The organism is Thermosediminibacter oceani DSM 16646, from assembly GCF_000144645.1.
Classification (GTDB): Bacteria; Bacillota; Thermosediminibacteria; order Thermosediminibacterales; family Thermosediminibacteraceae; genus Thermosediminibacter; species Thermosediminibacter oceani.
Map to the genome: position 1 here is coordinate 797,786 of NC_014377.1, position 25,910 is coordinate 823,695.

The 25,910-nt window shown below is 48.2% G+C and carries 27 protein-coding genes; 22 read left to right on the forward strand and 5 right to left on the reverse strand.

What is annotated here, in order from left to right; all coding sequences use genetic code 11:
- Positions 1–16: 16 nt before the first annotated feature.
- From TOCE_RS04010 to TOCE_RS04075, 14 genes are all read left to right on the forward strand, one after another.
- On the forward strand, positions 17–850 hold the full coding sequence (locus TOCE_RS04010; RefSeq protein WP_013275610.1) for a DUF166 domain-containing protein: 834 nt from the start codon (positions 17–19) through the stop codon (positions 848–850).
- Complete coding sequence (locus TOCE_RS04015) at positions 841–1,473, forward strand: cyclodeaminase/cyclohydrolase family protein (RefSeq protein WP_013275611.1); 633 nt, start codon at positions 841–843, stop codon at positions 1,471–1,473. Before TOCE_RS04010 ends, TOCE_RS04015 begins: the two co-directional genes overlap by 10 nt.
- 69 nt (positions 1,474–1,542) lie before the next feature.
- On the forward strand, positions 1,543–2,403 hold the full coding sequence (locus TOCE_RS04020) for a bifunctional 5,10-methylenetetrahydrofolate dehydrogenase/5,10-methenyltetrahydrofolate cyclohydrolase (RefSeq protein WP_013275612.1): 861 nt from the start codon (positions 1,543–1,545) through the stop codon (positions 2,401–2,403).
- A gap of 2 nt (positions 2,404–2,405) precedes the next feature.
- Positions 2,406–3,068, forward strand: coding sequence for a methylenetetrahydrofolate reductase C-terminal domain-containing protein (locus TOCE_RS04025; RefSeq protein WP_013275613.1), 663 nt, complete (start codon positions 2,406–2,408; stop codon positions 3,066–3,068).
- 1 nt (position 3,069) lies between these two features.
- Positions 3,070–3,942, forward strand: coding sequence for a methylenetetrahydrofolate reductase (locus TOCE_RS04030; RefSeq protein ID WP_013275614.1), 873 nt, complete (start codon positions 3,070–3,072; stop codon positions 3,940–3,942).
- Positions 3,943–3,987: 45 nt separating this feature from the next.
- The gene (gene lpdA, locus TOCE_RS04035) at positions 3,988–5,370 is read left to right on the forward strand and encodes a dihydrolipoyl dehydrogenase (RefSeq protein WP_041424070.1); all 1,383 of its coding nucleotides are present in this window, start codon (positions 3,988–3,990) and stop codon (positions 5,368–5,370) included.
- A gap of 13 nt (positions 5,371–5,383) precedes the next feature.
- Positions 5,384–6,178 carry an ATP-binding protein gene (locus TOCE_RS04040; protein WP_013275616.1) on the forward strand — a complete coding sequence of 265 codons (795 nt, stop codon included), beginning with the start codon at positions 5,384–5,386 and terminating at the stop codon, positions 6,176–6,178.
- Between the two features lie 25 nt (positions 6,179–6,203).
- A complete protein-coding gene (acsD, locus tag TOCE_RS04045; protein ID WP_013275617.1) occupies positions 6,204–7,139 on the forward strand; it encodes an acetyl-CoA decarbonylase/synthase complex subunit delta in 936 nt (311 codons plus the stop codon).
- 23 nt (positions 7,140–7,162) lie between these two features.
- A complete protein-coding gene (acsC, locus tag TOCE_RS04050) occupies positions 7,163–8,524 on the forward strand; it encodes an acetyl-CoA decarbonylase/synthase complex subunit gamma (protein WP_013275618.1) in 1,362 nt (453 codons plus the stop codon).
- Positions 8,525–8,542: 18 nt separating this feature from the next.
- Positions 8,543–9,328, forward strand: a complete 786-nt coding sequence (gene acsE / locus TOCE_RS04055; RefSeq protein WP_013275619.1) for a carbon monoxide dehydrogenase/acetyl-CoA synthase methytransferase subunit — start codon at positions 8,543–8,545, stop codon at positions 9,326–9,328.
- Between the two features lie 26 nt (positions 9,329–9,354).
- On the forward strand, positions 9,355–11,478 hold the full coding sequence (acsB, locus tag TOCE_RS04060) for an acetyl-CoA decarbonylase/synthase complex subunit alpha/beta (RefSeq protein WP_013275620.1): 2,124 nt from the start codon (positions 9,355–9,357) through the stop codon (positions 11,476–11,478).
- A gap of 16 nt (positions 11,479–11,494) precedes the next feature.
- Complete coding sequence (gcvH, locus tag TOCE_RS04065; RefSeq protein ID WP_013275621.1) at positions 11,495–11,872, forward strand: glycine cleavage system protein GcvH; 378 nt, start codon at positions 11,495–11,497, stop codon at positions 11,870–11,872.
- Between the two features lie 169 nt (positions 11,873–12,041).
- Positions 12,042–13,988 carry a corrinoid activation/regeneration protein AcsV gene (gene acsV / locus TOCE_RS04070; protein ID WP_013275622.1) on the forward strand — a complete coding sequence of 649 codons (1,947 nt, stop codon included), beginning with the start codon at positions 12,042–12,044 and terminating at the stop codon, positions 13,986–13,988.
- 47 nt (positions 13,989–14,035) lie between these two features.
- Positions 14,036–14,221, forward strand: coding sequence for a CooT family nickel-binding protein (locus TOCE_RS04075; RefSeq protein WP_013275623.1), 186 nt, complete (start codon positions 14,036–14,038; stop codon positions 14,219–14,221).
- A gap of 93 nt (positions 14,222–14,314) precedes the next feature.
- Here TOCE_RS04075 and TOCE_RS04080 read toward each other — a convergent pair whose 3' ends face one another.
- On the reverse strand, positions 14,315–14,503 hold the full coding sequence (locus tag TOCE_RS04080; RefSeq protein ID WP_013275624.1) for a hypothetical protein: 189 nt from the start codon (positions 14,501–14,503) through the stop codon (positions 14,315–14,317).
- A gap of 12 nt (positions 14,504–14,515) precedes the next feature.
- Positions 14,516–14,710, reverse strand: coding sequence for a hypothetical protein (locus tag TOCE_RS04085; protein ID WP_013275625.1), 195 nt, complete (start codon positions 14,708–14,710; stop codon positions 14,516–14,518).
- A 147-nt stretch (positions 14,711–14,857) separates the two neighbouring features.
- Between TOCE_RS04085 and TOCE_RS04090 the strand changes: the two genes are divergently transcribed.
- The 5 genes from TOCE_RS04090 (at position 14,858) to TOCE_RS04110 (ending at position 20,716) form a co-directional block, all read left to right on the forward strand.
- Positions 14,858–15,067, forward strand: a complete 210-nt coding sequence (locus TOCE_RS04090) for an FmdB family zinc ribbon protein (protein ID WP_013275626.1) — start codon at positions 14,858–14,860, stop codon at positions 15,065–15,067.
- Between the two features lie 118 nt (positions 15,068–15,185).
- Entirely contained in the window at positions 15,186–17,447 is a 2,262-nt protein-coding gene (locus tag TOCE_RS04095) for a DEAD/DEAH box helicase (protein WP_013275627.1), read from the forward strand.
- The gene (locus tag TOCE_RS04100; RefSeq protein WP_013275628.1) at positions 17,444–18,706 is read left to right on the forward strand and encodes a ribonuclease H-like domain-containing protein; all 1,263 of its coding nucleotides are present in this window, start codon (positions 17,444–17,446) and stop codon (positions 18,704–18,706) included. The genes TOCE_RS04095 and TOCE_RS04100 overlap by 4 nt, the downstream gene beginning before the upstream one ends.
- 326 nt (positions 18,707–19,032) lie before the next feature.
- Entirely contained in the window at positions 19,033–20,415 is a 1,383-nt protein-coding gene (locus TOCE_RS04105) for a glycine--tRNA ligase (protein WP_013275629.1), read from the forward strand.
- A gap of 55 nt (positions 20,416–20,470) precedes the next feature.
- Entirely contained in the window at positions 20,471–20,716 is a 246-nt protein-coding gene (locus TOCE_RS04110) for a hypothetical protein (protein WP_013275630.1), read from the forward strand.
- 212 nt (positions 20,717–20,928) lie between these two features.
- Here TOCE_RS04110 and TOCE_RS04115 read toward each other — a convergent pair whose 3' ends face one another.
- The 3 genes from TOCE_RS04115 to TOCE_RS04125 form a co-directional block, all read right to left on the reverse strand.
- The gene (locus tag TOCE_RS04115; RefSeq protein WP_425358462.1) at positions 20,929–22,389 is read right to left on the reverse strand and encodes an IS1182 family transposase; all 1,461 of its coding nucleotides are present in this window, start codon (positions 22,387–22,389) and stop codon (positions 20,929–20,931) included.
- A gap of 137 nt (positions 22,390–22,526) precedes the next feature.
- Positions 22,527–23,885, reverse strand: coding sequence for a phosphomannomutase/phosphoglucomutase (locus TOCE_RS04120; protein ID WP_013275631.1), 1,359 nt, complete (start codon positions 23,883–23,885; stop codon positions 22,527–22,529).
- 20 nt (positions 23,886–23,905) lie between these two features.
- Complete coding sequence (locus TOCE_RS04125) at positions 23,906–24,736, reverse strand: RMD1 family protein (RefSeq protein ID WP_013275632.1); 831 nt, start codon at positions 24,734–24,736, stop codon at positions 23,906–23,908.
- Between the two features lie 147 nt (positions 24,737–24,883).
- Between TOCE_RS04125 and TOCE_RS12905 the strand changes: the two genes are divergently transcribed.
- The 3 genes from TOCE_RS12905 to TOCE_RS04130 all read left to right on the forward strand — a co-directional run bounded on the left by TOCE_RS12905 (position 24,884) and on the right by TOCE_RS04130 (position 25,872).
- Complete coding sequence (locus TOCE_RS12905) at positions 24,884–25,027, forward strand: 4Fe-4S binding protein (protein WP_083768468.1); 144 nt, start codon at positions 24,884–24,886, stop codon at positions 25,025–25,027.
- Positions 24,960–25,127: a hypothetical protein gene (locus TOCE_RS12280; RefSeq protein ID WP_187286586.1), complete on the forward strand. Its 168-nt coding sequence runs from the start codon at positions 24,960–24,962 to the stop codon at positions 25,125–25,127. Before TOCE_RS12905 ends, TOCE_RS12280 begins: the two co-directional genes overlap by 68 nt.
- A 106-nt stretch (positions 25,128–25,233) precedes the next feature.
- Positions 25,234–25,872, forward strand: a complete 639-nt coding sequence (locus tag TOCE_RS04130; RefSeq protein WP_013275633.1) for a thiamine diphosphokinase — start codon at positions 25,234–25,236, stop codon at positions 25,870–25,872.
- Positions 25,873–25,910 lie beyond the last annotated feature (38 nt).

Here is a 25,910-nt window from a genome sequence, read left to right on the forward strand (position 1 = left end):
GAAGGGGCAGTAATCGATGAAGGAGAAATTTAGAATCTTAATAGCTTCGGGGGCGGATGAACCCGCCGCCCCCGGGCCCTTTCAGGTAAAATACAGCGGTGAGTACGTACTGCGCCGATTGCTGCCGCATCTGACGGACTATAAAAGCGGCAAGGGTATAGTTGATAAAAGATGTCTAGAGTATAGAAGAAGATTTGATCTTGATAATTCCAAGTATATTGCCGGCCTAATAGTTTTTCCGGGGATCATGCCGCAGATTGTGGACGAACCGGGTGAATATATACCTCCTGAAATACCGGAACACAATATTCTAATAGCTGCAGGAGTTCACCCCGATCTGATGATCGAGCTTATTAAAAAGGCTGCGGATAGCGGTTGCCGGGCACTTATAGCTCCCAGAGAACACCCGAGCTGGATCGATTCGGTACTTGAAAAAGAGATCAGAGCGTTATGTGCAGGTCTCGGGATCGAATGCGTTTTTCCCCGCCCCTTCTGCGCCCTCCAGAAAAGCGGGCTTGCCTTTATTGATGAATTTCTCGAAGCTTTTGGTATCGGAAAGCCCGAATATGAGATTATATTGAACAAAAACGGGATTATTCAGGATGTTTCGGTCAGGTATTCCTCACCATGCGGCGCCACGTATTATGTGGCGGCAGGTCTTATCGGAATGAAAAAACAAGAGGCTGTAGAAACGGCGAATAAGCTCTGGCACTGTCATGCGTGCCTTGCAAGCAGCATAATAGATCCGGACCTCGGTGATTCGATAATGCACATTGCAGCCCGGATTAATTTGGTCGTTGCCAAAAGAGCGGTTGAAAATGCGAATCAGGAGGGTATGATGTGCTGGTAAAAAAGAGTGTTCACGAATTCGTTGAGGTGCTGGCCTCCAAGGAACCCGTACCGGGAGGAGGAGGAGCAGCCGCCCTGATCGGTGCCATAGGTATGGCGCTGGGCAGCATGGTTGGAAATCTCACGGTTGGTAAAGAAAAGTATAAAGATGTGGAAGCAGAGATAATCGGGATACTGGAGAGCGCAGGAAACCTGCAGGCTAAACTGCTGGATCTTGTTGATGAAGACGCCAGGGTATTCGGCAAAGTTGCTGAAGTATACAAAATGCCGAAAGCTACAGAGGAAGAAAAGAGAAAGAGAAATGAGGCGATGCAGAAGGCTCTGAAGGAAGCATGTGGAGTGCCGCTTAAAATCATAGAACTATCCTATGACGCTATAAAACTCCACAGGAGATTGGCGGATATCGGTTCGAGACTTGCTATAAGTGACGTAGGCGTCGGTGTGTTGTGCCTGAAAGCCGCACTATTGAGCGGTCGAATGAATGTGCTCATAAACCTGAACAGCATCACCGATGAGGAATTTGTAAAAAATACCGCCGATTATATGGAAAGAATTTGCACTGAAGCCTTATCAATCGCCGACGAGACCTACGAAAAAGTTGAAAGGATTTTAAAAAATAAATAAAACCGGCGGGCGAAGGCTGCTGCCACCTGTAAATATGTAAATATAAATAAATATTGGAGGCGTGGGTAGATGGCAGATATTTTGAGTGGTAAGGAAGTAGCACAGGCTTTAGGGGAAAAACTCAAAGGGGAGGTTGACCAGTTAAAGTCCAGGGGAATTGTTCCCGGGCTTGCAATAGTCATTGTCGGAGACAGGCCCGATTCAATGTCTTATATAAAAGGCGCACAAAAAAAGTGCAGCGAAATAGGCATCGACTGCAGGCTGGTTCAACTGCCGGAGGATCTATCGGAAAAAGAATTTGTATCGAAAATCCACCAACTCAATGAAGACAGGAACGTACACGGAATACTCGTCATGAGGCCGCTTCCCGCACATATATCCGAAGACAGGGTAAAATACGAGATTTCGCCGCTGAAAGATGTGGACTGTTTCAACCCGGCGAATATAGCCAAAGTTATGAGCGGTGAAGAAGGAGGCTTTGCTCCTTGTACACCGTCAGCCGTCATGGAAATCCTGGATCATTACGGCATCGAACTCGGCGGGAAAAGGGCCGTGATCGTCGGCCGCAGTATGGTGGTCGGAAGGCCGCTAGCCATGATGATGTTAAGGCGAAATGCCACTTTAACCATTTGCCATACAAAAACCGTTGACCTGGCGAAGGAGACCTCCAGAGCTGAGATCCTGGTGGCTGCAGCTGGCAAAGCACGAATGATAAAAAAGGATATGGTGGGCTCCGGAGCGGTGGTTATAGACGTTGGAATCAATTTTGACGAAAACGGCAAGATGTGCGGAGACGTGGATTTTGAAGCCGTAAAGGACGTGGCAGGTAAAATAACCCCGGTCCCAGGGGGAGTAGGTTCCGTCACGTCGACGGTGCTGGCAAAACACGTTATCCGCGCTTGCCGGATGCTGATAGATTCGGAGGCTTAAAAATGATTATCATGCAGGGCAAGCCCTTTGAGAAAATTCTAGAAATGCTAAAAGATGTAGGTAAGGTATTCATCACCGGGTGCAGTCTTTGTGCCACATTCTGTATGGCCGGTGGAGAACAGCAGATTATAGAAATGAAAGAAAGGCTTGAAAATGAAGGTAAGGAAGTTACAGGCTTTGTAGTGTTTGAAGCATCTTGCAACAGGCTTCAGGTGAGATCGGCGCTGAAAAAGAAAAAGGAAGAACTGGGGAAAGCTCAGGCCGTCCTTTGTATGGCATGTGGAGATGGGGCCCAGACCGTAGCTGGAGTCCTGGAAGATATTCCCGTATACCCCGCCAATGACACTTTATTTATAGGCGAGGTTGAGCGCATAGGTCATTTCTCCGAGATGTGCAGGGCCTGCGGGGAGTGCGAACTGGGGTGGACAGCCGGCATTTGTCCTGTGACGCGGTGCGCTAAAGGGCTTTTAAATGGTCCCTGCGGCGGTTCGAGAGACGGGAAGTGCGAATTGGACAGGGAAAATGAATGTGCATGGGTGCTCATATATGATAGACTGAAGAAAATGGGCCGGCTGGAAAATATTAAGGAGATAAGAGCTCCCAAGGATTACAGCAGGGCTTATAATCCTAGGAAGATTGTACTCGCCCGCAGGAAGGAGGGATAATGTGGGACTCAGGGAAAAGCTGGAGAGCGGCGGATTCGCGCTAACCGCCGAGATGGCGCCACCCAAAGGGGTAAATACATCCAGATTCAGAGAATGCGCCAGGGGAGTAAAGGGCCGGGTGGATGCAGTTAACGTCACGGATTTCCAGAGTGCTGTAGTGAGAATATCCTCACTGGGAGCCGCAATAATATTGCTGGAAGAAGGAATCGAGCCGGTAATGCAGTTGACCGGCAGGGACAGGAACCGCATAGCAATCCAGGGAGAACTGCTGGCCGCGGGAGCGCTGGGCATAAAGAATATCCTGGCGCTCACCGGTGACCATCCGGTATTCGGTGACAACAAGCAGGCAAAGCCTGTATTCGAATTGGATTCGGTCAATATCCTCCAGGTCGCAACGCACCTCATGGAAGGGAAGGATCTGGCGGGCAACCCCCTCGATGGTGCCCCGGACTTTTATCTGGGAGCCAGCGTAACACCGCTTTTTGATCCGCTGGAGCTACAGGTGCTGAAAATGGAAAAGAAAATAGAAGCCGGGGCCAAATTCTTTCAAACTCAGGCGGTATACGATATCGAAGTGCTGAAAAGGTTCCGGGAGAAGACGGCCCACCTCGATGCAAAGGTGCTGGTAGGTGTAATTCCATTAAAATCACCTGGGATGGCCAATTACATGAACAAAAATGTGCCCGGCATATTCGTGCCTGAGGTTGTCATAGAAAGGCTCAGGAATTCAGAAGACAAGGTAAAGGAAGGGCTAAAGATCGCAGCGGAATTTATAATGCAGGCAAAAGAGGAGAAGCTTTGTGATGGAGTTCACATAATGGCAATAGGTGCTGAAGAAAATGTACCAGTACTTTTGGATATGTGTGGATTTTAGGTGTTGCTGCTGGTGGACGAAATAAGTATTGGGGGAGGAAGGGAAGTGTCAAAGCGAATTGTCGTAATTGGAGCAGGTCCTGGCGGATATGTAGCTGCCCTGAAAGCTGCAAAGCTGGGTGCTCAGGTGACGGTCGTAGAAAAGGACAAAGTAGGGGGAACCTGTCTGAACAGGGGATGCATTCCCACGAAAGCCCTTCTGGCCTCAGCGGAAGTACTCACCGCCATAAAGGAGGCGGAGGAATACGGGATCAGGGTTGAAGGCAAAATTACACCCGATATGGGGCTCATAATCGCCAGAAAAAACAAAGTGGTCGAAAGGCTGAATAAAGGAATAGAATTTTTATTCGAAAAAAATAATGTCAGGCTGGTGAAAGGCAAGGGAACGCTGGTTGGCAATAAAGCGGTAAAGGTTGAACTGGAGGAGGGCGGCTGCGAGACACTGGAAGCTGATAATATTATAATCGCTACCGGTTCATCGCCGGCAAAAATCCCGGTGTTTCCCTTCGATGGGAAAAGAGTGCTCACCAGCGATGAAATCCTGGATTTAGACTACGTGCCCTCAAGCATAATCATAGTCGGCGCCGGCGTTATAGGATGCGAGTTTGGCACCTTCTTCAGCGCGGTGGGAAGCGCGGTAACCATGGTTGAAATGATGGAACGGGTTCTCCCCACCGAAGATTCCGATCTGGGCAAAGAAATGGAAAAGGTGCTGAAGAGGAAGAAGATAAAGCTGCACCTCAAATCCCGAATAGAAAAGGTTGAAATTAAAGAGAACGGTGTTAAAGCCGTGCTGGACAGCGGTAAAGAACTGGAAGCCGAAATAATGCTGGTGGCGACAGGTCGAAGAGCCGAGATTAATGACCTGGGCTTAGAGACTGTAGGTGTAAAGACGGATAAGGGCCGGATAATCGTCGACGATCGCATGGAGACTAGCGTAAAGGGGATTTATGCCATAGGGGATATCGTGCCCGGACTGCAGTTAGCCCATGTGGCTTCTTTTGAAGGTATTTGTGCCGCAGAAAACATAATGGGGATTGAAAGCCGCATGGACTATAGCGCGGTACCCAGAGGGATATTCACAGACCCAGAAGTTGGAGCGGTGGGAATGACAGAAGAAGAAGCTCTAAATGCAGGATTCAGGATCAGGACGGGCAGGTTCTATTTCAGGGGATTGGGAAGAGCCCAGGCTGCCGGGAAAATTATAGGTTTCGCCAAGATAATCGCCGAAGAAGGTACGGACAAAATACTCGGCGCCTCAATAATTGGACCGAACGCCACAGACCTGGTCCACGAGATCGTACCGGCCATAAAGTGCGCCATTACCGTAAAGGATATGAGCAAGTTAATCCACTCGCATCCGACATTCAGCGAGGCGGTTATGGAAGCGCTGCACGATGTGCACGGCCAATCAATACATAATGCGTAACGGAGATGATGATATGGCATACACCATAGCATTTGCGGGCAAGGGAGGCACCGGCAAAACGACGCTGGCCGGTTTTACCGTAGATTACCTGGTGGAAAAAAAACTGGGAACGGTACTGGCGGTGGACGCCGACCCCAATTCCAATCTCAACTCGGTTCTCGGCGTTGAAGTAGATTTTACGCTGGGTGAGATAAGAGAAGAAGTTAAGAACAATAAAGAGGGGGTTTTCCCCGGAGGCATGACCAAGGCCGAATACCTGAATTTCCGGCTGCAACAGTGTTTGGTAGAGGCGAAAGGCTATGATCTTTTAGTCATGGGAAGGCCGGAGGGTCAGGGATGTTACTGTTTTGCAAATGGTGTTTTAAGGGAAGCCACCGATAAACTTTCCGACTCCTATGACTTTATGGTGATAGATAATGAGGCTGGCTTGGAGCATCTGAGCAGACGAACCACCAAAAAAGTCGACCTAATGTTTGCGGTCAGCGAGTGCTCCAAGAGGGGGATTGATGCCGCAAACAGAATTAAGGACCTCATAGGAGAACTTAAATTGGATGTGGGAGAACTTTTCCTGATAATAAACCGGGTCCCGGAGGGGGGGCTTACCGAGGAAATCTTGGACACAGTAAAAAAATACAAACTTACCCTTGCCGGCACCGTACCCCTCGATGAAGAGATTTATGATTACGATAACAGAGGGGTCCCCCTTGTGAAGGTTCCCCGGGAAAACAGAGCTCTGTCAGAATACCGTAAAATACTTGACAATATTCTATTACCAAGAATTGAGATACATAACAAAAAAGGCCAATGAAAGGCCGAAAATGGAGGCGAAGGATATGACATACAAAAAACCGGTTCAGAAGTTTTCAGGAAAAATTAAAGAAATCACCCTTGGAGAAAACCTGAAACTAGGAGGTGAATCGGTACTTCCGTTCTACAGCTTCGACGGGGATACTGGCAATAAGCCCGCAATAGGATTAGAGATTTGGGACGTGTACCCCGAAGACTGGCCGACCACAATTATGGAAGAGCTGGGCGATAAGGCCAAGAAACCCGCTGAATGGGCAAAATTTTGTGAGGAAAAATACAAGCCCGATTTTATCTGCCTGCGGTTCGTAGGTGCGAATCAGGACATGGGGGATAGAACTCCGGAGGAATGCGCTCAAATTGCCAAAGAAGTAGCCGAAGCTGTAAAGCTTCCTTTGGTAATAGCTGGATGCGACTCTAACGAGAAAAACGGAAAGATCTTTACTAAAGTCGCAGAAGCGCTGGCAGATAAAAATTACGCTTTTCTGTCGGCGGTGGAGGCGAACTACAAGGAAGTCGGTGCAGCAGTAGGGCTTGCATACGGTAACATAGTGGTAGCCGAATCTTCAGTGGACCTTAACCTGGCAAAGCAGCTGAATATACTTTTGACGCAGCTCGGCGTGAAGTGGGAAAAAATGCTGATGAATCCCGGAACCTCGGCCGTAGGCTACGGCTTCGAGTACGTTATAACTACTATGGACAGAATAAGACTCGCCGCCCTGGACCAGAACGATACTACCCTTCAGTTGCCAATGGTTATGCCGATATCCTTTGATACCTGGAAGGTCAAAGAATCCGTGGCTACGGAGCAAGATGCACCCGAATGGGGAGACCGGGAAGAAAGAGGAATCGCAATGGAAATTTCTACAGCAGTAGGAGTTCTGGCAGCAGGGGCAAATGCCGTTGTATTAAGGCATCCCAGATCCCTGGAAGTTGTCAGGGAGTTTATAAATAACTTGATCTAGTAAATAGGGAAGGAGAGATAAAAATGGCTTTGACCGGAATGGATATATACAAACTTTTACCCAAGAAAAATTGTAAGGAATGCGGTTTTCCCACCTGCCTGGCTTTTGCAATGAAGCTGGCCCAAGGAGGTGTGGAAGCGGAAAAATGCCCTTACATGTCTGAAGACGCTAAGACGCGGCTTTCCGAAGCAACAGCCCCACCGATGAGGACGGTCAAATTCGGTGCCGGAGACAGGTGCTATAGTCTTGGAGGAGAGACGGTCCTCTTCAGACACGAAAAAACCTTCGTCAACAGGACCAGGTTTGCGGTCGCATTTTCCGACACCATGAGCGATGAGGAAATTCAAAGCAAAATAGAGCACATGAATACGGTCGATTATATAAGAATTAGCGAAGAAATGTATGTGGAAATTGCTGCAGTGGAGTGCAAGAGCGGCAATAAAGACACATTCCTATCCTTGATAAAGCGGGTAAAGGATGGTTGCAAGAAGGCCGTTCCCATGATCATAACTTCGGATCCCGAAATTGCAAAAGCAGCTGTTGAGGAATGCAAGGAGTTAGGTCCGATTCTCTTTGGGGCTAACGAACAAAATTACGAGGCTATGGTAAACCTGGCAAAGCAATACAACCTGCTGCTCGGTGTAACTGCACCCGACCAGGAAAAGCTTTACGAACTAGTCCAGAAAATCCAGAACCTGGGTTACAGGGAACTGCTGTTGAGCACGGAGAGCACGAGCCTTAAACAGGTATTTGACGATGTAGTCAATATAAGGAGGACCGCTCTGGTTTCCCAGGACAGGACTTTCGGTTACCCCACGGTAGTTTTCGCCAACAAACTTGCAAAAGAAAAAATGATGCAGCTGGCTATAGCTACGCTCTTCGTAGAGAAATATGGATCGGTCATCGTACTGGATGATATAGACTATTCTCTAGCTTTACCGCTTTTCGCCCTGAGACAAAACATTTACACCGACCCGCAGAGGCCGATGAAGGTCGAGCAGGGCCTCTACAAGATAGGTTCTGCCGATGAAAATGCTCCTCTGCTTGTCACCGTTGATTTTGCGCTTACATACTTTATTGTCTCCGGTGAAGTTGAAAGGTCAAAAGTACCGGCCTGGGTGCTCATTCCTGACGCCGGTGGATATTCGGTGCTTACCGCATGGGCAGCCGGCAAGTTATCCGGTAAGACCATAGCAAAAGCAGTAAAAGATTTTACCGTAGAAGAGAAACTGAAGACCAGGGAGATTATAATACCCGGAAAAGTGGCAGTGCTCAAAGCCGACATCGAAGATGAGCTACCCGGCTGGAAAGTCGTGGTGGGGCCTGAGGAAGCGGCTTTACTGCCCAAGTTCCTCAGAGATTATACGGACAAAAAAGTGTCCTAAATTAATGGAGGTGTAGGTATGGCCAGATTTTTAACAATAGGTGAAAGAATTCATGTTATTTCCCCTGTGATTAGAAAAGCTCTCCAGGAGAGGGATCCCGCCCCCATCCTTGCAAGGGCTAAGGAACAGGTTGAAGCCGGAGCTCATTACCTCGATGTCAACATCGGACCTGCCGAACGGGACGGAGAAGAACTAATGACCTGGGTGGTAAAACTCCTGCAAAGCGAATTTCCGAATACTCCCCTGTGCCTAGACACTACAAATATGAAGGCCATCGAGGCGGGGCTTAAGGTTTACGACCCGAAACCGGGCAAGGCAATCATAAATTCCGCCGACGCCGGTTCCAGGATAGGCTTGCTTGAGGTGGCTGCCGAATACGGGGCGATGGTTATAGGGCTATGCGCTAAGGAAGGTATACCGAGGGATAATGAAGAGCGTATAGCTTACTGCACCGAAATCCTTGATAAAGCTGTTGCTGTGGGCTTGAACCCGGAAGATATTCTCTTCGATCCTATGTTCGTCGTGGTAAAGGGAATGCAGGAAAAACAGCAGGAAGTGCTTGAGGCTGTAAGGCAGATCTCCGAAATGGGCCTGAAGACCACCGGTGGCTTGAGCAATGTAGCCAACGGCTGCCCCAAAGAGGTAAGAGGCCTTATCGAGACAGTAATCTGTGCAATGGCGATTCAGTGCGGGTTAACCTCCGCCATCATTAATCCCCTCAACAAGCTACTGATGGATGTAATTAAGACGGCCGAAGTCATCAAGGGATGGACTCTATATTGTGATTCTTATCTTGAATTATAGTTGAGATATAAAAAGAAGGAGGAGCTATGACTCTGTTTGACATTATTTTCACAGGGTCCAAACAGGCCCTCGAAGCCGCAAAGGCTGCTGTTGATTCAGCAATCGAGAAAAAGGGAAGCGACGCCAAGGTGGCATTTCCCGAGACCGCATACAGCCTTCCCACCATCTATGCGGCAACCGGGAAAAAGATTGGGAACTTGGGTGAACTCCGGGATGTCCTATCCATCGTTGAAAGCCTTATCGTGCCGGAACAAAACCTAGAAAAAGCTTTAAACGCAGGGCTTGCTACCGCACTCTCAGCAGAAATAATAGAAGCATGCAAATATGCGGTTGAAGAAAAACCTTACAGCGAGCCATGCGCCGGGTTCATTTCCGATGCCGTAATCCGTTCCCTCGGCGTACCACTAGTTACCGGTGATATACCGGGTGTCGCGGTGGTGATCGGCGAGGCACCGTCGGTAGAGGAAGCAGCAAAAATTATCAAGAATTACCAGAATAAAGGCCTTCTTGTCTGCCTGGTAGGAAAAATAATTGATCAGGCCATAGAAGGCAAAGTAAAGGTAGGGCTTGAACTCCGCGTTGTACCTCTGGGCTATGATGTAACTTCCGTAATCCACGTGGTGACGGTCGCTATAAGGGCAGCACTTATATTCGGCGCCGTACCTCCTGGCAATCTGGAAGAGCTGCTCAAGTACACAAGGGAAAGGGTGCCGGCTTTCGTAAACGCCCTTGGTCCGTTGAGCGAGCTGGTCGTATCCGCCGGAGCCGGTGCCATAGCCCTCGGATTCCCGGTAATAACCGATCAGGATGTACAGGAAGTACCTCACTTTCTGATCACCCAGAAGGACTACGACAAAATAGTGCCCACTTCCCTGGAAGCAAGGGGCATAAAGATAAAAATAACCGAAGTTCCGATACCTGTAGGATTTGCAGCTGCCTTTGAGGGTGAAAGGGTAAGAAAGGAAGATATGTTTGCCGAATTCGGCGGCGGAAGGACTCCTGCGTGGGAGCTGGTACGGAAGAGAGACCTGGCTGAGGTGGAGGATCATAAGATAGAGGTAATTGGTCCCGACATAGATACCCTTGGCCCCGATGGCGGCAAGCTACCTTTGGCCATTCTGGTGGAAGTAGCGGGTAAAAATATGCAGGAAGACTTCGAACCCGTTATTGAGCGCAGGATCCATTACTTCCTCAACTATATAGAGGGCGTGATGCACATAGGCCAGAGGGACATAATGTGGCTGAGAATCAGCAAGTCTACCTACGAAGCCGGCTTCAGGCTGCATCACATCGGGGAAGCACTCTACGCCAAGATGCTGGATGAGTTTGGCAACATTATCGATAAGATACAGGTAAAGATTTATACCGACGGAGAAAAGGTTGAAAAGCTTGGCGAGGAAATCGCAAAGCCCAAATATGAGGCTAGGGATGCAAGACTTGCCGGACTTACGGATGAAAGTGTGGATACCTTTTACTCCTGCTTGCTTTGCCAGTCCTTCGCGCCTTCCCACGTCTGCATAGTAACTCCGGAAAGGCTGGGGCTCTGCGGAGCTGTAAGCTGGCTTGACGCCAAGGCAACGAAGGAGATTAATCCTACCGGCCCCTGCCAACCGATAGTCAAAGGCGAATGTAAGGATGAGGTAAAAGGTATATGGGATTCGGTAAATAAGGCGGTACAGGAACTTTCCCACGGAGGAGTCAAGGAAGTAACCATCTACTCAATTTTGGAGAACCCCATGACCTCCTGCGGTTGCTTCGAGTGCATCTGCGGCATAATGCCGGAAGCCAACGGTGTGATAATCGTCAACAGGGAATATGCGGGCATGACTCCCCTCGGCATGACCTTCGGAGAACTGGCATCTACCACGGGAGGAGGCGTCCAGACACCCGGTTTTATGGGTATGGGCAGGCAGTATATAACGAGCAAGAAATTTCTCCTCGCCGAAGGTGGGATCAAGAGGCTTGTCTGGATGCCGAAGGAGTTAAAAGATGCCATCAGAGATAAACTGAATCAAAGGGGTAAAGAAATCGGAATAGAGAATTTCGCCGATATGATCGCTGACGAAACCGTGGGGACAGACCCCGATTCTGTGTTAGAGTTCCTGAACAAAGTAGGTCATCCCGCTTTGACGATGGATCCGATCATGTAATAGTGGAGGTAATTTTATGAATCTGCCTTCTGGTATAAAGTATCACAGGGAACATACCTGGGCGAAAGTAGAAGGAGATTATGCTGTCATCGGCATCACCGACTATGCCCAGGATAAATTGGGAGAAGTGCTATTCGTGGACCTTCCCGAAGTCGGCGATAATATTAAAAAGGATGACATCTTTGGGACCGTGGAATCCGGGAAGGTTGCCTCGGACCTTTATGCACCGGTAAGCGGAGAAGTGGTAGAGGTTAACGAGGAACTGGCAGACAGCCCGGAGCTCGTGAACCAGTCCCCGTATGAAAAGGGCTGGATGATTAAGGTGAAAATGAGCGATCCATCCGAATTGGAAGAACTGCTGGAAAGCGTCGAATATTCAAAGATACTCAAGTAAATTCCGGTTACCGGTAAAATTCTCCTTAACTTTGTGATTATCCGGCGCTCCAGGGTCCGGCTTTCTTGCTTCAAATTTGCCTTCAAAGACCCTGGAGCGAATATTTATACGTTTAAAAACTTCCGCTGTTTTTAAAGAGGATTTAAGCACTTAAAGAGAAGGTGAAAATATGGATGGGTGCACCATACTGTTTAAACCCCAAAACAAGACCATAAAAGTAAAAAAAGGCACCAGCTTACTGGAAGCCGCCCGCAAGGCCGGGGTTTTCATCGACGCGCCCTGCGGCGGCAGTGGTCATTGTGGAAAATGCAGGATAAGGATACTCGAAGGAGATTACAGGTTTGAGAAATCTCTCGCTCTTCCCGATGCTGATTTTGAAAAAGGGATACGTCTGGCGTGTCTCACTTTCGCACTGAGCGACCTGGTTGTAGAGACCCAGGAAATTAAGGTGGTAAACGAGGTGCTGGTGGAGGATGTGGATCCCGGCGAAGAAGAAGAGGGTTGGATAAATAAGGCTCGAAAGATGCTGGAAGATTCGGGGATAGAAATTAATAGCGGGTTTGAAAAAATAAGGCTAACTCTCGACCCGCCAACGTTAGACGACAATGTCCAGGATTGGGAGCGCCTTTGCAGGGGACTTGCGACTAAGTGCGGTTCCGGATCTGTTAGGTGTTCCCTGGATGTGTTGAGAAGGCTGCCGGGAACTCTTCGAAGGAATGATTTTGATATAAACGTTATACTCACAAGAGAAAATGACGATTATGAGATAATAGAGGTTAGGGGTTCCGGTGAGGATAAACCCCTTTACGGAATATGTGTTGACGTGGGGACAACTACCGTAGCGGCAAATTTAGTGGAGCTTGAAAGCGGAAAGATAAAGGAGTCGGCCAGTGCCGGAAATCTCCAGATGCAGTACGGCGCCGATGTTATAAGCCGGATCATTTATTCAACCGGGAAAGGCGGCCTTGCCGCTCTCAAACATGCAGTCGTTGAGGGTACGGTAAACCGGTTGGTTGAAGAGATGACCGAGAGGCTTAATATACACCCGGAGGATATAGTTTTCGGGGTTTTTGCGGGCAACACCACAATGGCTCACCTTCTTCTCGGGGTTGAAGCGGCAAACATACGGCTGGAACCCTATATACCGGCTTTTAGGAACCATCCGCCGCTTAAGGCTGGGGATGTGGGAATTCGTATCAATCCCGATGCACCGGTGTTTATTGTGCCGAGTGTGGCGAGTTATGTTGGTGGGGATATTGTTGCAGGGGTCTTGGCGGCCGGCATTTGGAACAGCGACGAGAATGTGCTGTTTCTAGACCTCGGTACTAACGGTGAGTTAGTCTTCGGGAACCGGGAAGTTATGGTTGCTTGCGCGTGTTCGGCAGGCCCTGCTTTTGAAGGCGGGGAAATAAGCTGCGGAATGAGGGCTATGCGGGGAGCCATAGACCAGGTGACGATAGACGACAGGACTTTAGAGCCCCGCTACAGCGTTGTAGGTGGCACCAAGCCCCGCGGGATATGCGGTTCCGGTTTGATAGATATCGTGGCCGCCATGTTTATGACCGGAATATTAGACCCGAGAGGGAAGATAAATACCGGTTTGAAATCCGAAAGAATAAGATTCGACGATATCCTGGGCGTCTACGAATACGTGATAGCATCCAAGGACGAGACTGAAGACGGCCGGGATATAACCATAAACGAAATAGACCTGGATAATTTCATCAGGGCAAAGGGCGCGGTCTATTCCGGGATAAGTACGTTACTTAAAATCCTAGAGATGAAGGTCACGGACATAGATAAAATAATAATAGCCGGCGGCATAGGTAGAGGCCTTAATATTAAAAATTCCATAAATATAGGCTTGCTGCCGGAAGTAGAGGAAGAAAAGTTTACTTACATTGGCAACAGTTCCCTGATCGGATCCTATCTCTGTCTCACCAGCAGGGGGGCAAGAGAAAAAGCAAAACAGATAGCGGAATCTATAACCTATGTGGAACTCAGCGCTTTTCCCGGTTATATGGAAGAATTCTTAGGGGCCTGTTTTCTGCCCCACACCGATATGGGACTTTTTCCGGGCGTTATGAAGAAGTTCAGCCGGAGAAAGGGGATATAAAAACATCTTTTAAAAAACCTACGCAAACTCTAAAGAGGTGAAGAAATATGTGCGAATCTAGGGCAGTTATGCTTGAAGATGGTCGGGAAAAGGAACTAATGGAAAATGTCATTTACCTTGAGCCCCGAAATGGCAGTATCTTTTTGCGCGACTTTCTCGGGAGAGAAATGACGGTGGAGGCCAGGATTAAGGAAATTAAGCTCCTCGATCATGAGATCGTTTTGGAGAAGTAATAGTTACCGGTAAAGTCAGAACTTCCGCTCCTTTTCAGAAAACCGCATAATGATGAGAAAGGTGAAACGAGACGTTTCACCTTTCTTTATCTTTCAATTCTGCTTGTCATGCATCTTCGGCTTGATATCTTTCCGTGTGCCCGGCTGGTTGCTCTCCAACTGGGCTTTCTGTGATTTGATCTCCCGTGGACTGGGCCTGCCCGCAGGCTTATATATATTTGAACCTATCTCGGTGCGAGCAAAGGTCTTTCTACGGGCAAACAACTTTTTCTTCAAAGACAAAACAATCCCTCCTCACGTCTGGTCCAGGCTGGATAGCACCTTATCGAAGAGGTCTATATTGCACCTCCCTCGGACCCAGTGTATGCATGTCTCGCAGCTAACTATCTTTTCCGCGTCTTCGAAAGAGCTGCCCACCGCATCATCACCGATGTAGGTATATCCGGGGCAGGCTTCCCCTACCGCATGAAGTTGCATTTTGCTTACCATTTTTTTCACTCCTGTTCGAGTTGTTTGCTCTGATATTATTTTTGGGCGATTTAAGATAAAATATTATCATTTCAAATCCAACAGTTATATAATATAGTTCAAGATGATTGAAAAAAAGTTTTGACATTTTGAAAAGGAGGATAGCAAATGCCCGTCTACGAATATAAATGTGTAGACCGCGGACACCGATTTGAAGTACTTAGGAAGTTACAGGAGAGGGACGAGCCTATTGAATGCCCCGATTGCAGAAGCGGCAACACCCGCAGGGAGGTATCGCCCTTCGGGACTGGAATAAGCAGCGGCTGTTACGGATCGTCCGGTTCCTGCGGTTGCCCCGGGGGCTCAAAGTTCGGGTGAGCTCCGCTTTAACTGTCCCCGGCGGGGGGTCATTTCATATTTGGTCGATCTTGTAGATGGAAAGGGCTTTTGCTAAAATAAAAAGAAATGACCTTCGGGAGGGGAGAGTGTCGGTGATATGAATCTCGAACAGCTTTTGGAGAAACTAAAGCATTCGGACCGTTTTAAAAGATGCGTAACCAGGTGGGAGGTAATTCCTCCAAAAGCGGCGGAATACGAACCCTTTCCCGACTATCTCGATAAAAGACTCATCTTGGCCTTGAATAAAAAGGGCATTCACAGCCTTTATTCCCATCAGGCAATAGCTTTAGATGAGGTCACGAAGGGCAACAGCGTGGTGGTAGTGACACCTACCGCTTCCGGAAAGACCCTCTGCTATAACCTGCCTGTCCTCAACGCCATCCTGCAGGATAAAAACAGCAGGGCCATATACCTTTTTCCTACAAAGGCACTTTCCCAGGATCAGGTAGCCGAACTCATGGAAACGGTAGAGGCTATGGGAGAAGATATAAAGACCTTTACTTACGACGGTGATACTCCGCCTTCGGCCAGGGTGGCCATACGCAAGGACGGCCATATAATTGTGACCAATCCGGATATGCTGCACACCGGTATATTACCTCACCATACTAAGTGGATAAAACTTTTTTCAAACTTGAAATACGTTGTGATAGACGAAGTCCATACTTACCGGGGGGTTTTCGGCAGCCATACCGCTAACGTTCTAAGACGCCTCCACAGGATATGCAGGTTTTACGGCTCAAATCCGGTATTCATATGCTGTTCGGCCACCATAGCCAATCCGAAGGAACTGGCTGAAAAACTCACCGGCAGGCAAATGGTGCTCATCGACAGGAGCGGAGCGCCATCCGGCGAAAAAAACGTAATTTTTTACAATCCCCCGGTCGTAAACCGGCAGCTCGGTATCAGGAAGAGCAGCCTTCTGGAGGCAAAAAACCTTGCCCTCGATTTTTTAAAAAACGGTATTAAGACGATAGTATTTGCCAGGAGCCGGCTGGCCGTAGAGGTGATGCTCACGTATCTTAAGGAGGGAATGAGAGACACACTCAAGGGTTCCGATTCCATAAGGGGCTACAGGGGTGGGTATCTGCCCCGGGAAAGACGCGAGATAGAGAAAGGCCTGAGGGAGAACCGGATTCTCGGGGTAGTCAGCACCAATGCCCTGGAGCTGGGTATAGATATAGGAGGGCTGGATGTCAGCATAATCACCGGGTATCCGGGTTCCATAGCAAGCACCTGGCAGCAGGCGGGGCGCGCCGGAAGGCGTTCTGCAGTATCGGCTTCGATACTCGTGGCCTCAAGCAGCCCCCTTGACCAGTATATAATAAACCACCCGGACTACTTCTTCGGTTCACCGCCCGAAAGCGGCCTGATAAATCCCGACAACCTTTACATCCTAGTCAGCCATATAAAGTGTGCGGCTTTTGAGCTGCCCTTTGAAGACGGTGAAAAATTCGGCGTGGAGACAACTGAAGAAATACTTTCCTTCCTGGAGAGCGAGAAAATCCTGCGCCACGTAGGGGGAAGATGGCACTGGATGGCTGACGCCTTCCCCGCCGAAGAGATAAGTCTGCGGAGTGCTTCGACCGAGAATTTTGTGGTGGTGGACATCACCGAAGAGCCCAGGGTTATCGGAGAAGTGGACAGGGCCAGCGCCCCGATGCTCATCCATGAAGAAGCCATTTACATACACGGCGGTCAGCAGTATCAGGTGGAAAAGCTGGACTACGAGGAGAAAAAAGCCTACGTCAGGAAGGTCGATGTGGATTATTATACCGATGCGAACCTGGCGGTGGAAATAAAGGTACTGGATGTGTTAAAGGAGCAGCACCGGCGGGAAGAAACCGCCAAGTACTTCGGAGAGGTTTTGGTTACTTCGCTCGCTACTATGTTTAAGAAAATAAAATTTTTTACCCATGAAAACGTAGGTTCCGGCCCCATACACCTGCCGCCGGAAGAGATGCACACCACGGCTTTCTGGTTCACGGTTCCGGAAACCGTCCGCGGCCTTACGGCAGAAGACTTAAGGTCAGGGCTTGCGGGCCTGTGCAACGTGCTGGTCAACATCGCCCCCCTTTATCTGATGTGCGATCCCAGGGATATCCGCGGCGTCATCCAGGTCAGGTCGCCCTTTACCCAAAAACCGACGATTTTCATATACGACGCGTATCCGGGGGGAGTGGGTTTTGCCGAAAGGCTTTACCAGATGGACACGCAACTTTTAAAAGCCGCCCGGCAGGTCATCCTCGAATGCGGTTGCGACGACGGATGTCCCTCGTGTGTGGGGCCCCTGGAAGAAGTAGGTCCCGGAAGCAAAGCTTCTGCCTTAAAACTGATTCAAGGGGTGCTTTTCGATTGAACCTCTCAGAAAAATTGAAAGCCTTCATTGCCGGAAGGGACAAAAAAGATTCACATAAACCAGCGGCAGGAGATGACAGCGATGAGCTGAGCCGTATCTCCCGCGCGCTCGGCGGTGAACTTCTGAGGACTCCTTACGGGAGGCACATAGCCATAGAGAGGGTTTTTGACGGGCATTTTTGCCACGCCGGTGTAATGCTGCGCTCGGTGCTGGATATTTCCCCGGAAATAATAAAGCTCATTGCTAAAAACGCCGATTTTGCGGAACTTGACTTTAAAAAGACGGCTTTCATTGATACTGAGACAACGGGCCTTGCCGGCGGCTCCGGGACCTACGCCTTTTTAATAGGAGTCGGCTATTTCGACGGGGACTCGTTCAAACTGGTGCAGTATTTTATGAGCGATTTCGACCAAGAGCCCGCAGTGCTCCACAGCCTGAAGGACCTGCTGGGTAATTTTCGGGGTGTGGTGAGTTTTAACGGAAAAGCCTACGATATACCGCTCCTGTCCGCAAGATTTCTCATAAACAGGATGGAAAATCCCCTGGAATCCCTGGCCCACCTCGACCTGCTCCATACCGCCAGGCGCATATTCCGTGAACGCCTCCGGAGCGTCAGCCTGTCGTCGCTTGAACAATCTCTTTTTTATATGGCTAGGAAGGATGACGTACCCGGTTTTGAGATTCCATCGATATATTTCAGGTATCTTAGAGAAAAGGACCCGCTCCCTTTGATACCCGTGCTGCACCACAACCGGGTGGACATCCTCTCGCTGGTGAGCCTTCTTTCCAAAATAGGTCATGCCCTGGGGGATCCATTTCGATCCGGTACCTGCTACGGCCAGGACTACTACTGCCTTGGCCGCCTTTACGAGGATATGAGGATGTATAAAGAAAGCGTGGAATGTTACAAGAGGGCCCTCGACGTTCCCGGTGTGAGGGATAGGGCTTACCGGCAGCTGTCTTTGCTCTATAAAAGGATGGGCCGGTGGGACGAGGCTGAAAAAATATGGATACAAATGGTCGGAGAAGGAATTAACCTACTCTTTGCTCTGCTGGAACTTTCAAAGTATTACGAGCACAGGAAGAAGGATTACGAGAGGGCTGCCCGGGCGGCTCAGCAGGCCCTTGAACTTGCCTACAGCAAAAAAAGACTTTTGGGAGTATGCCACAGAACCGAGATAGAGGAAATAAAAAAGCGTTTAAACCGTATATTATCAAAAATGTCAAAGACGCGGGGAGAGCAAATGGAAATTGTATGAAGGTGCGATACGACATGAGTTTGTTTGTAAATATACTTGTATCGCATCATGCGCTGTGCTATAATATATTAAAAATTTAAACGGATACCTTCGGATAAGTGCTTTCTCCCTGCCTGCAGCGAGCGGAGGATAGTGGGAGCTCCGCGGCACAGAAGGCATGTGGCAGCCGGAGGGGTTATATTATGAAAATTTTATAGGTCTTTTTTAAAGCGGCAGGCTAAGCCTGCAACTAGGGTGGAACCGTCCGGCATCAGGACCCCTAGACTATTAACCGGTCTAGGGGTTTTTAATTTTACAAGTTTATTTGGCAGAAAGGAGAAGCATACATGGCTGATAACGGAGAAAAGATTATGAACAAAATAGTTTCCCTTTGTAAAAGAAGGGGTTTTGTGTTCCAGGGGTCCGAAATATACGGAGGCCTTGCGAATACCTGGGACTATGGCCCGCTGGGGGTCGAGCTTAAGCAGAATATAAAGAGAATATGGTGGAAAAAGGTCGTATATGAAAGGGATGACGTGGTAGGCCTTGACAGCGCCATCTTGATGCACCCGAGGGTATGGGAAGCTTCCGGACACGTCGCCGGCTTTAACGATGCTCTCGTAGACTGCAAGCAGTGCAAATCCAGGTTCAGGGCCGACCACCTCATCGAAGACACCCTGGGTATTCACGCGGAAGGCAAAAGCGTCCAGGAACTTACGGAGATAATCCATAACAACCAAATAAAATGCCCGGTATGCGGCGAGGTTGCCTGGACCGATGCCAGGGTATTCAACCTTATGTTCAAGACCCACCAGGGGGTTGTCGAAGATTCAAGTTCGGTAGTGTATCTGAGACCGGAAACTGCCCAGGGCATATTCGTGAATTTCAAAAACGTATTGGACACCAGCCGCGTTAAACTTCCTTTTGGAATAGCGCAGATAGGCAAAGCTTTCAGAAACGAAATCACCCCCGGAAACTTTATCTTCAGAACGCGGGAATTTGAGCAGATGGAACTGGAATTTTTCGTAAAACCCGGCGAAGATATGGAATGGTTCGAATACTGGAGGCAGTTCACTATGGACTTCTTCCTGTCGCTGGGGGTGAAAAAGGAAAACCTGCGCCTCAGGGATCATTCACCGGAAGAACTTTCCCATTATTCCAAAGCCACAACGGACCTGGAATACAATTTCCCCTTCGGTTGGGGCGAGCTCTGGGGAGTCGCCAACAGGACCGACTACGATCTTTCGAAGCACATTGAGTATTCGGGGAAAAGTCTGACCTATTTCGACCAGGAGGAAAAAAGACATATCGTTCCATATGTAATAGAGCCTTCGCTGGGCGTCGATAGAGCAATGCTGGCAATCCTCTGCGATGCTTACAGGGAGGAAGAGGTGGAGGGCGAGACACGGGTGGTGCTTGGATTTCACCCGGACGTCGCTCCCATCAAATGCGCCGTGTTTCCGCTCTTCAAGAAAGAGCCGCTGGAAGAGCTGGCGCGGAAAATCTACCACGACCTTAAAAAATGCTATGTGGTGGAATACGACAATACAGGCAGCATAGGCAAGCGCTACCGCCGTCAGGACGAGATCGGAACGCCGTACGCCATAACCGTGGACTTCGACAGCCTCGATGACCACAAGGTGACGATTAGAAACAGGGATACCATGCAGCAGGACCGGATAGGAATTGACAATATCAAGGATTATCTGAGGGATAAACTAGGTTTTTAGCCGTATACATTTAGAAAAAACCGCCCACTCTATATAAGAGAAGGAGTGGGCGGTTATGCATTATTACAGGTATGACGGTGACATCCTCGATTTTACGAAGGGGCTGCTTACCGAAAGAATAATGAAGATGGCTGACAACTGCTTTATAAGGGAGAGAAAGGACCGCATAACCCTTTTCAGTCTGAAGCTTCCGATGGTGTGTCCCGGGACTTACAGGGAAGGCGGTTTGCTGGAATTTTATGCGATAATCAATAAGAAAAAAATTCGCTTACCTGCGACAGGTGCTACTACGGACTTTTAGGCCGCGGCAAGCTGTGTACTGTAAATTCCTTTCTACTACCCGGGCACTTTCACCACAAGAAGGCCAATTTTGATTCAATGGTCGCGCTATTGCGATACAATGGTTATCTCCAACTACCGGTGCCCGATCCAATGACGTGGAGCTATTTGAAGTTCAGATATTAAAAAGCCGCTCCAGAAAGGAGCGGCTTCAGCTTGTAGACAAAGCCGCTTTTAGGATGCATAACCTAAAAGCGGCTTTTTGTTGAAGGCGAAGAAAATTTTTAAGAAAAACGAATGTAAAGCGGGGACTGTTGGCGGAAACGTTCCCCGTCTTTTCTTCCATAAAGCCAGCTTTTTTAAATTCATGCATGCGAAAAGAAGCGTGAGGTAATGTCCAACTTTCCTCAAGCCTCGTAGATTTGTATAGCGCATGCCATGCTTTTCCTTCGCATCGGCAAATACCCGCTCGATGGTCTGGCCGCGCATTTTGTATAGTTCTTTACCCCATTGGGTGTGTCTTATATCTTCCGCTATTTCTATGTAATGCTCCCATATATGCCGAGTTATGATTTTTGTGTAATTTTTACTTTTGGTGCACTGTAGGCGCATGGGACATTTACAGCATATTTGGGGGTTGCTCCTATATTCCCGGTATCCCGCCCGGTTGGTGGTGCTGTATTCTAATATTTGGTTGTTGGGGCATATGTAACAATCATAATATTCGTCATAGACGTATTCGCGTTTTTTAAAGTAACCATCTTTGGTCATCGGCCTCTTATAGGGCATAACGGGAAGCGCTCCTGCCTCAATGATTTCTCTGCATATCCCGGGGGTTTTGTAGCCTGCATCAACCACTACCGCCTCTATTTTAGAAAATTTATCGTTTACTTCTTGAAATAAATCGGAGAATACCTGGCTGTCATGAACATTTCCAGGTGCTATTTTGACACCAAGGACAAAGTTGTTCCGGTCACAGGCTACAGAAGCTGTGTAGGCAAAGCAGCGCTCTTTTTCCCCTTTTTGAAACATCCCACTTTCAGGATCTGTGGTGCTTACCCTGACTTTTTTAGAGCTATTTTCTCCTTTGTTGTTATCGTCATCATCATCTTCTTCTTCAAAGGGCTTTTTACCGTTTGCTTCCCGTTCGGCGTTGATTTCTTTTAAAAGTTCTTCCTTATATTTTTGAGTCCGTTGCTTAGCGACTTTCTCGATATATTTATTCTTATTGGCACTGGCTTTTATGTGAGTAGCATCGATAAATACTGCATCTGTTTTAACAAACCCGCATTCTATTGCTTCCATCAACACCCGCTCGAATATCTTTTCAAATAGATCACTTTCCTTAAACCGCCGTTCATAGTTTTTTCCAAAAGTTGAAAAGTGAGGTATTTTTTCTTGTAATCCATAGCCTAAAAACCAACGGTAAGCTACATTGACTTCTACTTCTCTGATGGTTTGGCGCATGGAGCGGATTCCATACAATGCTTGGAGCATGAGTAGCTTAATTAACACTACCGGGTCAATACTAGGTCTTCCTGTATTTTCGCTATATAGGTCTTTTACTTCATCATAAATGAAATTAAAATCGATGCTTTCTTCTACTGCCCTAAGGAGATGGTCTTGAGGTACTAAGCTATCGATGCTTACTAATTCTACCTGCTCTATTATTTCTCGATTTTTCTTCGTTAACATTTCATCGCCCCACAATATTTTTGTATCTTCTTTAATTTTACTAAAAAGCTGATGATTTTTGTACTAGCTTTTGCAAAAAAAGACTGTCGACAGTTACTTTGTCGACAGTCTGAAGCCGCTCCAGAAAGGAGCGGCTTTTAAAATGCCTTGAGAGGGTTTAAGGCCTTCTGCATCTCTTCCTTTATTCTCTCCAGGCCTTCGGGGGTTTTGGCTTCGCAGCGCACGATGAGCTCGGGTCCGGTATTGGAGGCCCTGACCAGGCCCCATCCATCGGGAAAGAGCACCCTGGCACCATCCACGTCAATCATCGGGTATCTTTTCCTGAAGTACTCCTTTATCGCTTCCACCTTTGCGAATTTTTCGTCGTCGGGGCAGGGCACCCGTATTTCCGGCGTTGAATAATATTTCGGTACATCGGATAGTAATTCTGATAATTTTTTACCGGTTCGGGAGAGAATTCTTAATAGCCGGGCGGCTGCGTACAGGGCATCGTCAAAACCGTAATATTCATCGGCGAAAAACATGTGCCCCGACATTTCGCCGGTGAAAACGGCGCCGATTTCTTTCATCTTGGCTTTAATCAGAGAATGGCCAGTTTTGTAGAACATTGGCTTCCCGCCAAGCCTTTCGATTTCCTCTACCAAGGCTTGAGAGCACTTTACTTCAACGATAGCTGTGGTGCCGGGATGTTTAGGCAGTATCTCCCGCCAGTAAAGGATCATGAGCATATCCCCGTATATGACGGTTCCTGTGTCGTCTACCACGCCTATGCGGTCCCCGTCGCCGTCAAAACCGATGCCCAAATCAAGCTTTTCCCTCAACACCAGCTCTCTGAGGTCTTTTAAATTTTCGGGCTTCACCGGGTCAGGAAAGTGATTGGGAAAGGAGGGATCCGACTCGCAGTAGATCGGGTGTGTTTCAACTCCCAGCCGTTTGAACAACTTTTCTGCAAATAAAGATGCAGTGCCGTTGCCGCAGTCGATACCCACCCTTAGGGATTTTGATAACTCGATTTTATCGCATATTGTTGAAATGTAGTCTTCGGTGGGGTCTATATAAGATAGTTTACCTTTTCCTGATTCAAACTCCCCCTTTTCCATCATTACCCTTATTTTCTGGATGTCGTCGCCGTAGAGCGTGGCGTGCCCGAAGGCCACCTTAAAACCGTTATACTGCGGGGGGTTGTGGCTGGCGGTTACCATAATACCGGGATTGATGCCGTAGTGTATTCTGGAGAAATAGAATACAGGAGTCACCACCGTCCCCGGGTCCACTACATCGCATCCGGTGGACATCAGCCCTTCTATCAAAGCACGTTTTAGAGAAGGCGATGAAGATCTGTTGTCACTGCCCACCACGACCTTTTTCTCGCCGTTTCTCAGAGCGAAGGTTCCGAAAGCCCGCCCGAGGGTTTGGGCCACTTCTTCATCTATCTCTTCGCCTACAACGCCCCTTATATCGTACTGCCTGAAAATGTTGGGGTTTATCCTCTTCACGTGATCCACCTCCTTGAAATTTAATAGTGTATTCCCAGCGCTGACATGATTATGCTGAGAAGTATTTCAAAGGCTATAAGAATTATGATCATCCATTCCAGCCTTGTTCCCCTTTTGGCGTGAGCCAGGCCTGTAAATACCTCGGTGATATCCAGCAGCGTTTCGGTCTTATGCCGGATTTTCTCGTACCGGTCGCCCAGTTCGAACTGTTCTTCCAGCTGTATGTAAAGGTTTTCACTTTCCTCGTTGATCCACGTTATTTCCGGTTTATCCAAAAGCATTATATACGACAGGGTGTTGTATTTGAAGCCAAGGATCTTGCCGGACATCCTGGCGAGTTTCTCGTCCGATATGTTAAGCCTACCCGCTTCCAGATAATTTATTATATCCTCGATGGCATCCATTAAATTGTCAATTTCGTCCTCGATCCGGGCTAGAGCTACGGATTTGGCGAGTACTGTAGCTATTATTTCCAGGTACATTTCCCTGATTTCCGGGATGATAGTATACTCGTGGCTGACCGCGAGTTCTTTCCCGGGATTTATCATTACCGTGTAATCGTCGGTGTAATCAAGGGAGGTTACGGGAAGGATATTTTTTTCTGTTTTCTTTAGGTAATCCAATAGGTCCATTATCTCGTGGTGTTCGAAATTCAAAAAGACCATGGAGCCGAAAGAAAAGATATATGCGGATTTGCCCTCGGGCATCCGGATTATGCCTTTGAGCTGCTCCTCCGACAGCACCAGAGGTTCGTCCCACTGGTATTTCTTTTCTATGCCAAAGCGAAGCGACAGGCGGTTTATATTTATTTCGTTGCAGAGAGAAGCTGCCTGCAACTTTATGCTTCTCAAAATAATCAAACCTCCCAACAACTAAATTATACCATTTTCCCAGGGTTGTAACAAGAAAAGGCGGATCGTACAGATGATTTCGCTTATATTATTGACAGCGCCCTTGGAGCGTACAATTCCGCATTCGGATTGCTGGCTGTAGCGTGTATGATTCCTCCGGTGCTTACGGCCTTTTTTAAGGGTAGGATGTGGTGCGGAAGATTCTGCCCCAGGGGGAGTTTTTTTGACCATGTGCTGGCCAGATTGGGCGATAGAAACCGGCGCATACCGCAGCTTGTTAAAAAATCCTGATTGCCTGAAATGCGGAGTGTGCGTTTTGTCCTGCCCGGCGACGGCGCTGAAGTTGGAAGTTAAAACCGAATCACAGAGTACCCGAGAGATTTGTGCTTAATAACGAGGACCGTGTTATGCGATCCTTTTTACCGAAACTTTGCGGTAGGATTTATTAGTATGTTATAATAAAGCTGAAATATTACTTTTCACCGGCGGAGGATTTTATGAGGGCCGTTATTTTTACGGGAGGGCGTATCGAGGATTACGAACCTCTTAAAAAATACGTAAAACAGGAAGATCTTATCATTTGCGCTGACAGCGGTATTCATCATGCTCTGAAAATGGGAGTCATACCTCATTTGGTAGTGGGAGATATGGATTCCGTCACTGAAGAAGACCGGGGCAAAATTTGCGAATATAATATAAAACTATATACATTCCCGAAGGAAAAGGATTTTACCGATACCGAACTAGCACTGGAAGCGGCTTTGAAAAAAGGTGTGAGGGAGGCCGTGCTGCTGGGCGGCCTGGGTGACAGACCCGATCACAGTCTGGCAAATATTTTTCTCATGGTCAACTTCAAAAAAAAGGGAATTGACCTCATGCTAGCCGGGGTAAACTGGGAGATGTTCATAATAGACGGCGTGAGGGAAATCGAGGGTAAAAGAGGCCAGATCCTTTCCTTAATACCGCTCACTCCCGAGGTTAGAGGTATCAAGACCGCCGGTTTGTACTACCCTCTCAGGGGTGAGACCATCCCGATGGGGGCATCTAGGGGGATTAGCAACGTCTTCACCGAAGACAGGGCCGTGGTGAAGGTTGAGCAAGGCCTGTTGCTGGCCGTTAAGGTGCTCGGGTGTTAAGGAGACGAGCCCTGGGACTCATTTTTTATACATAATAT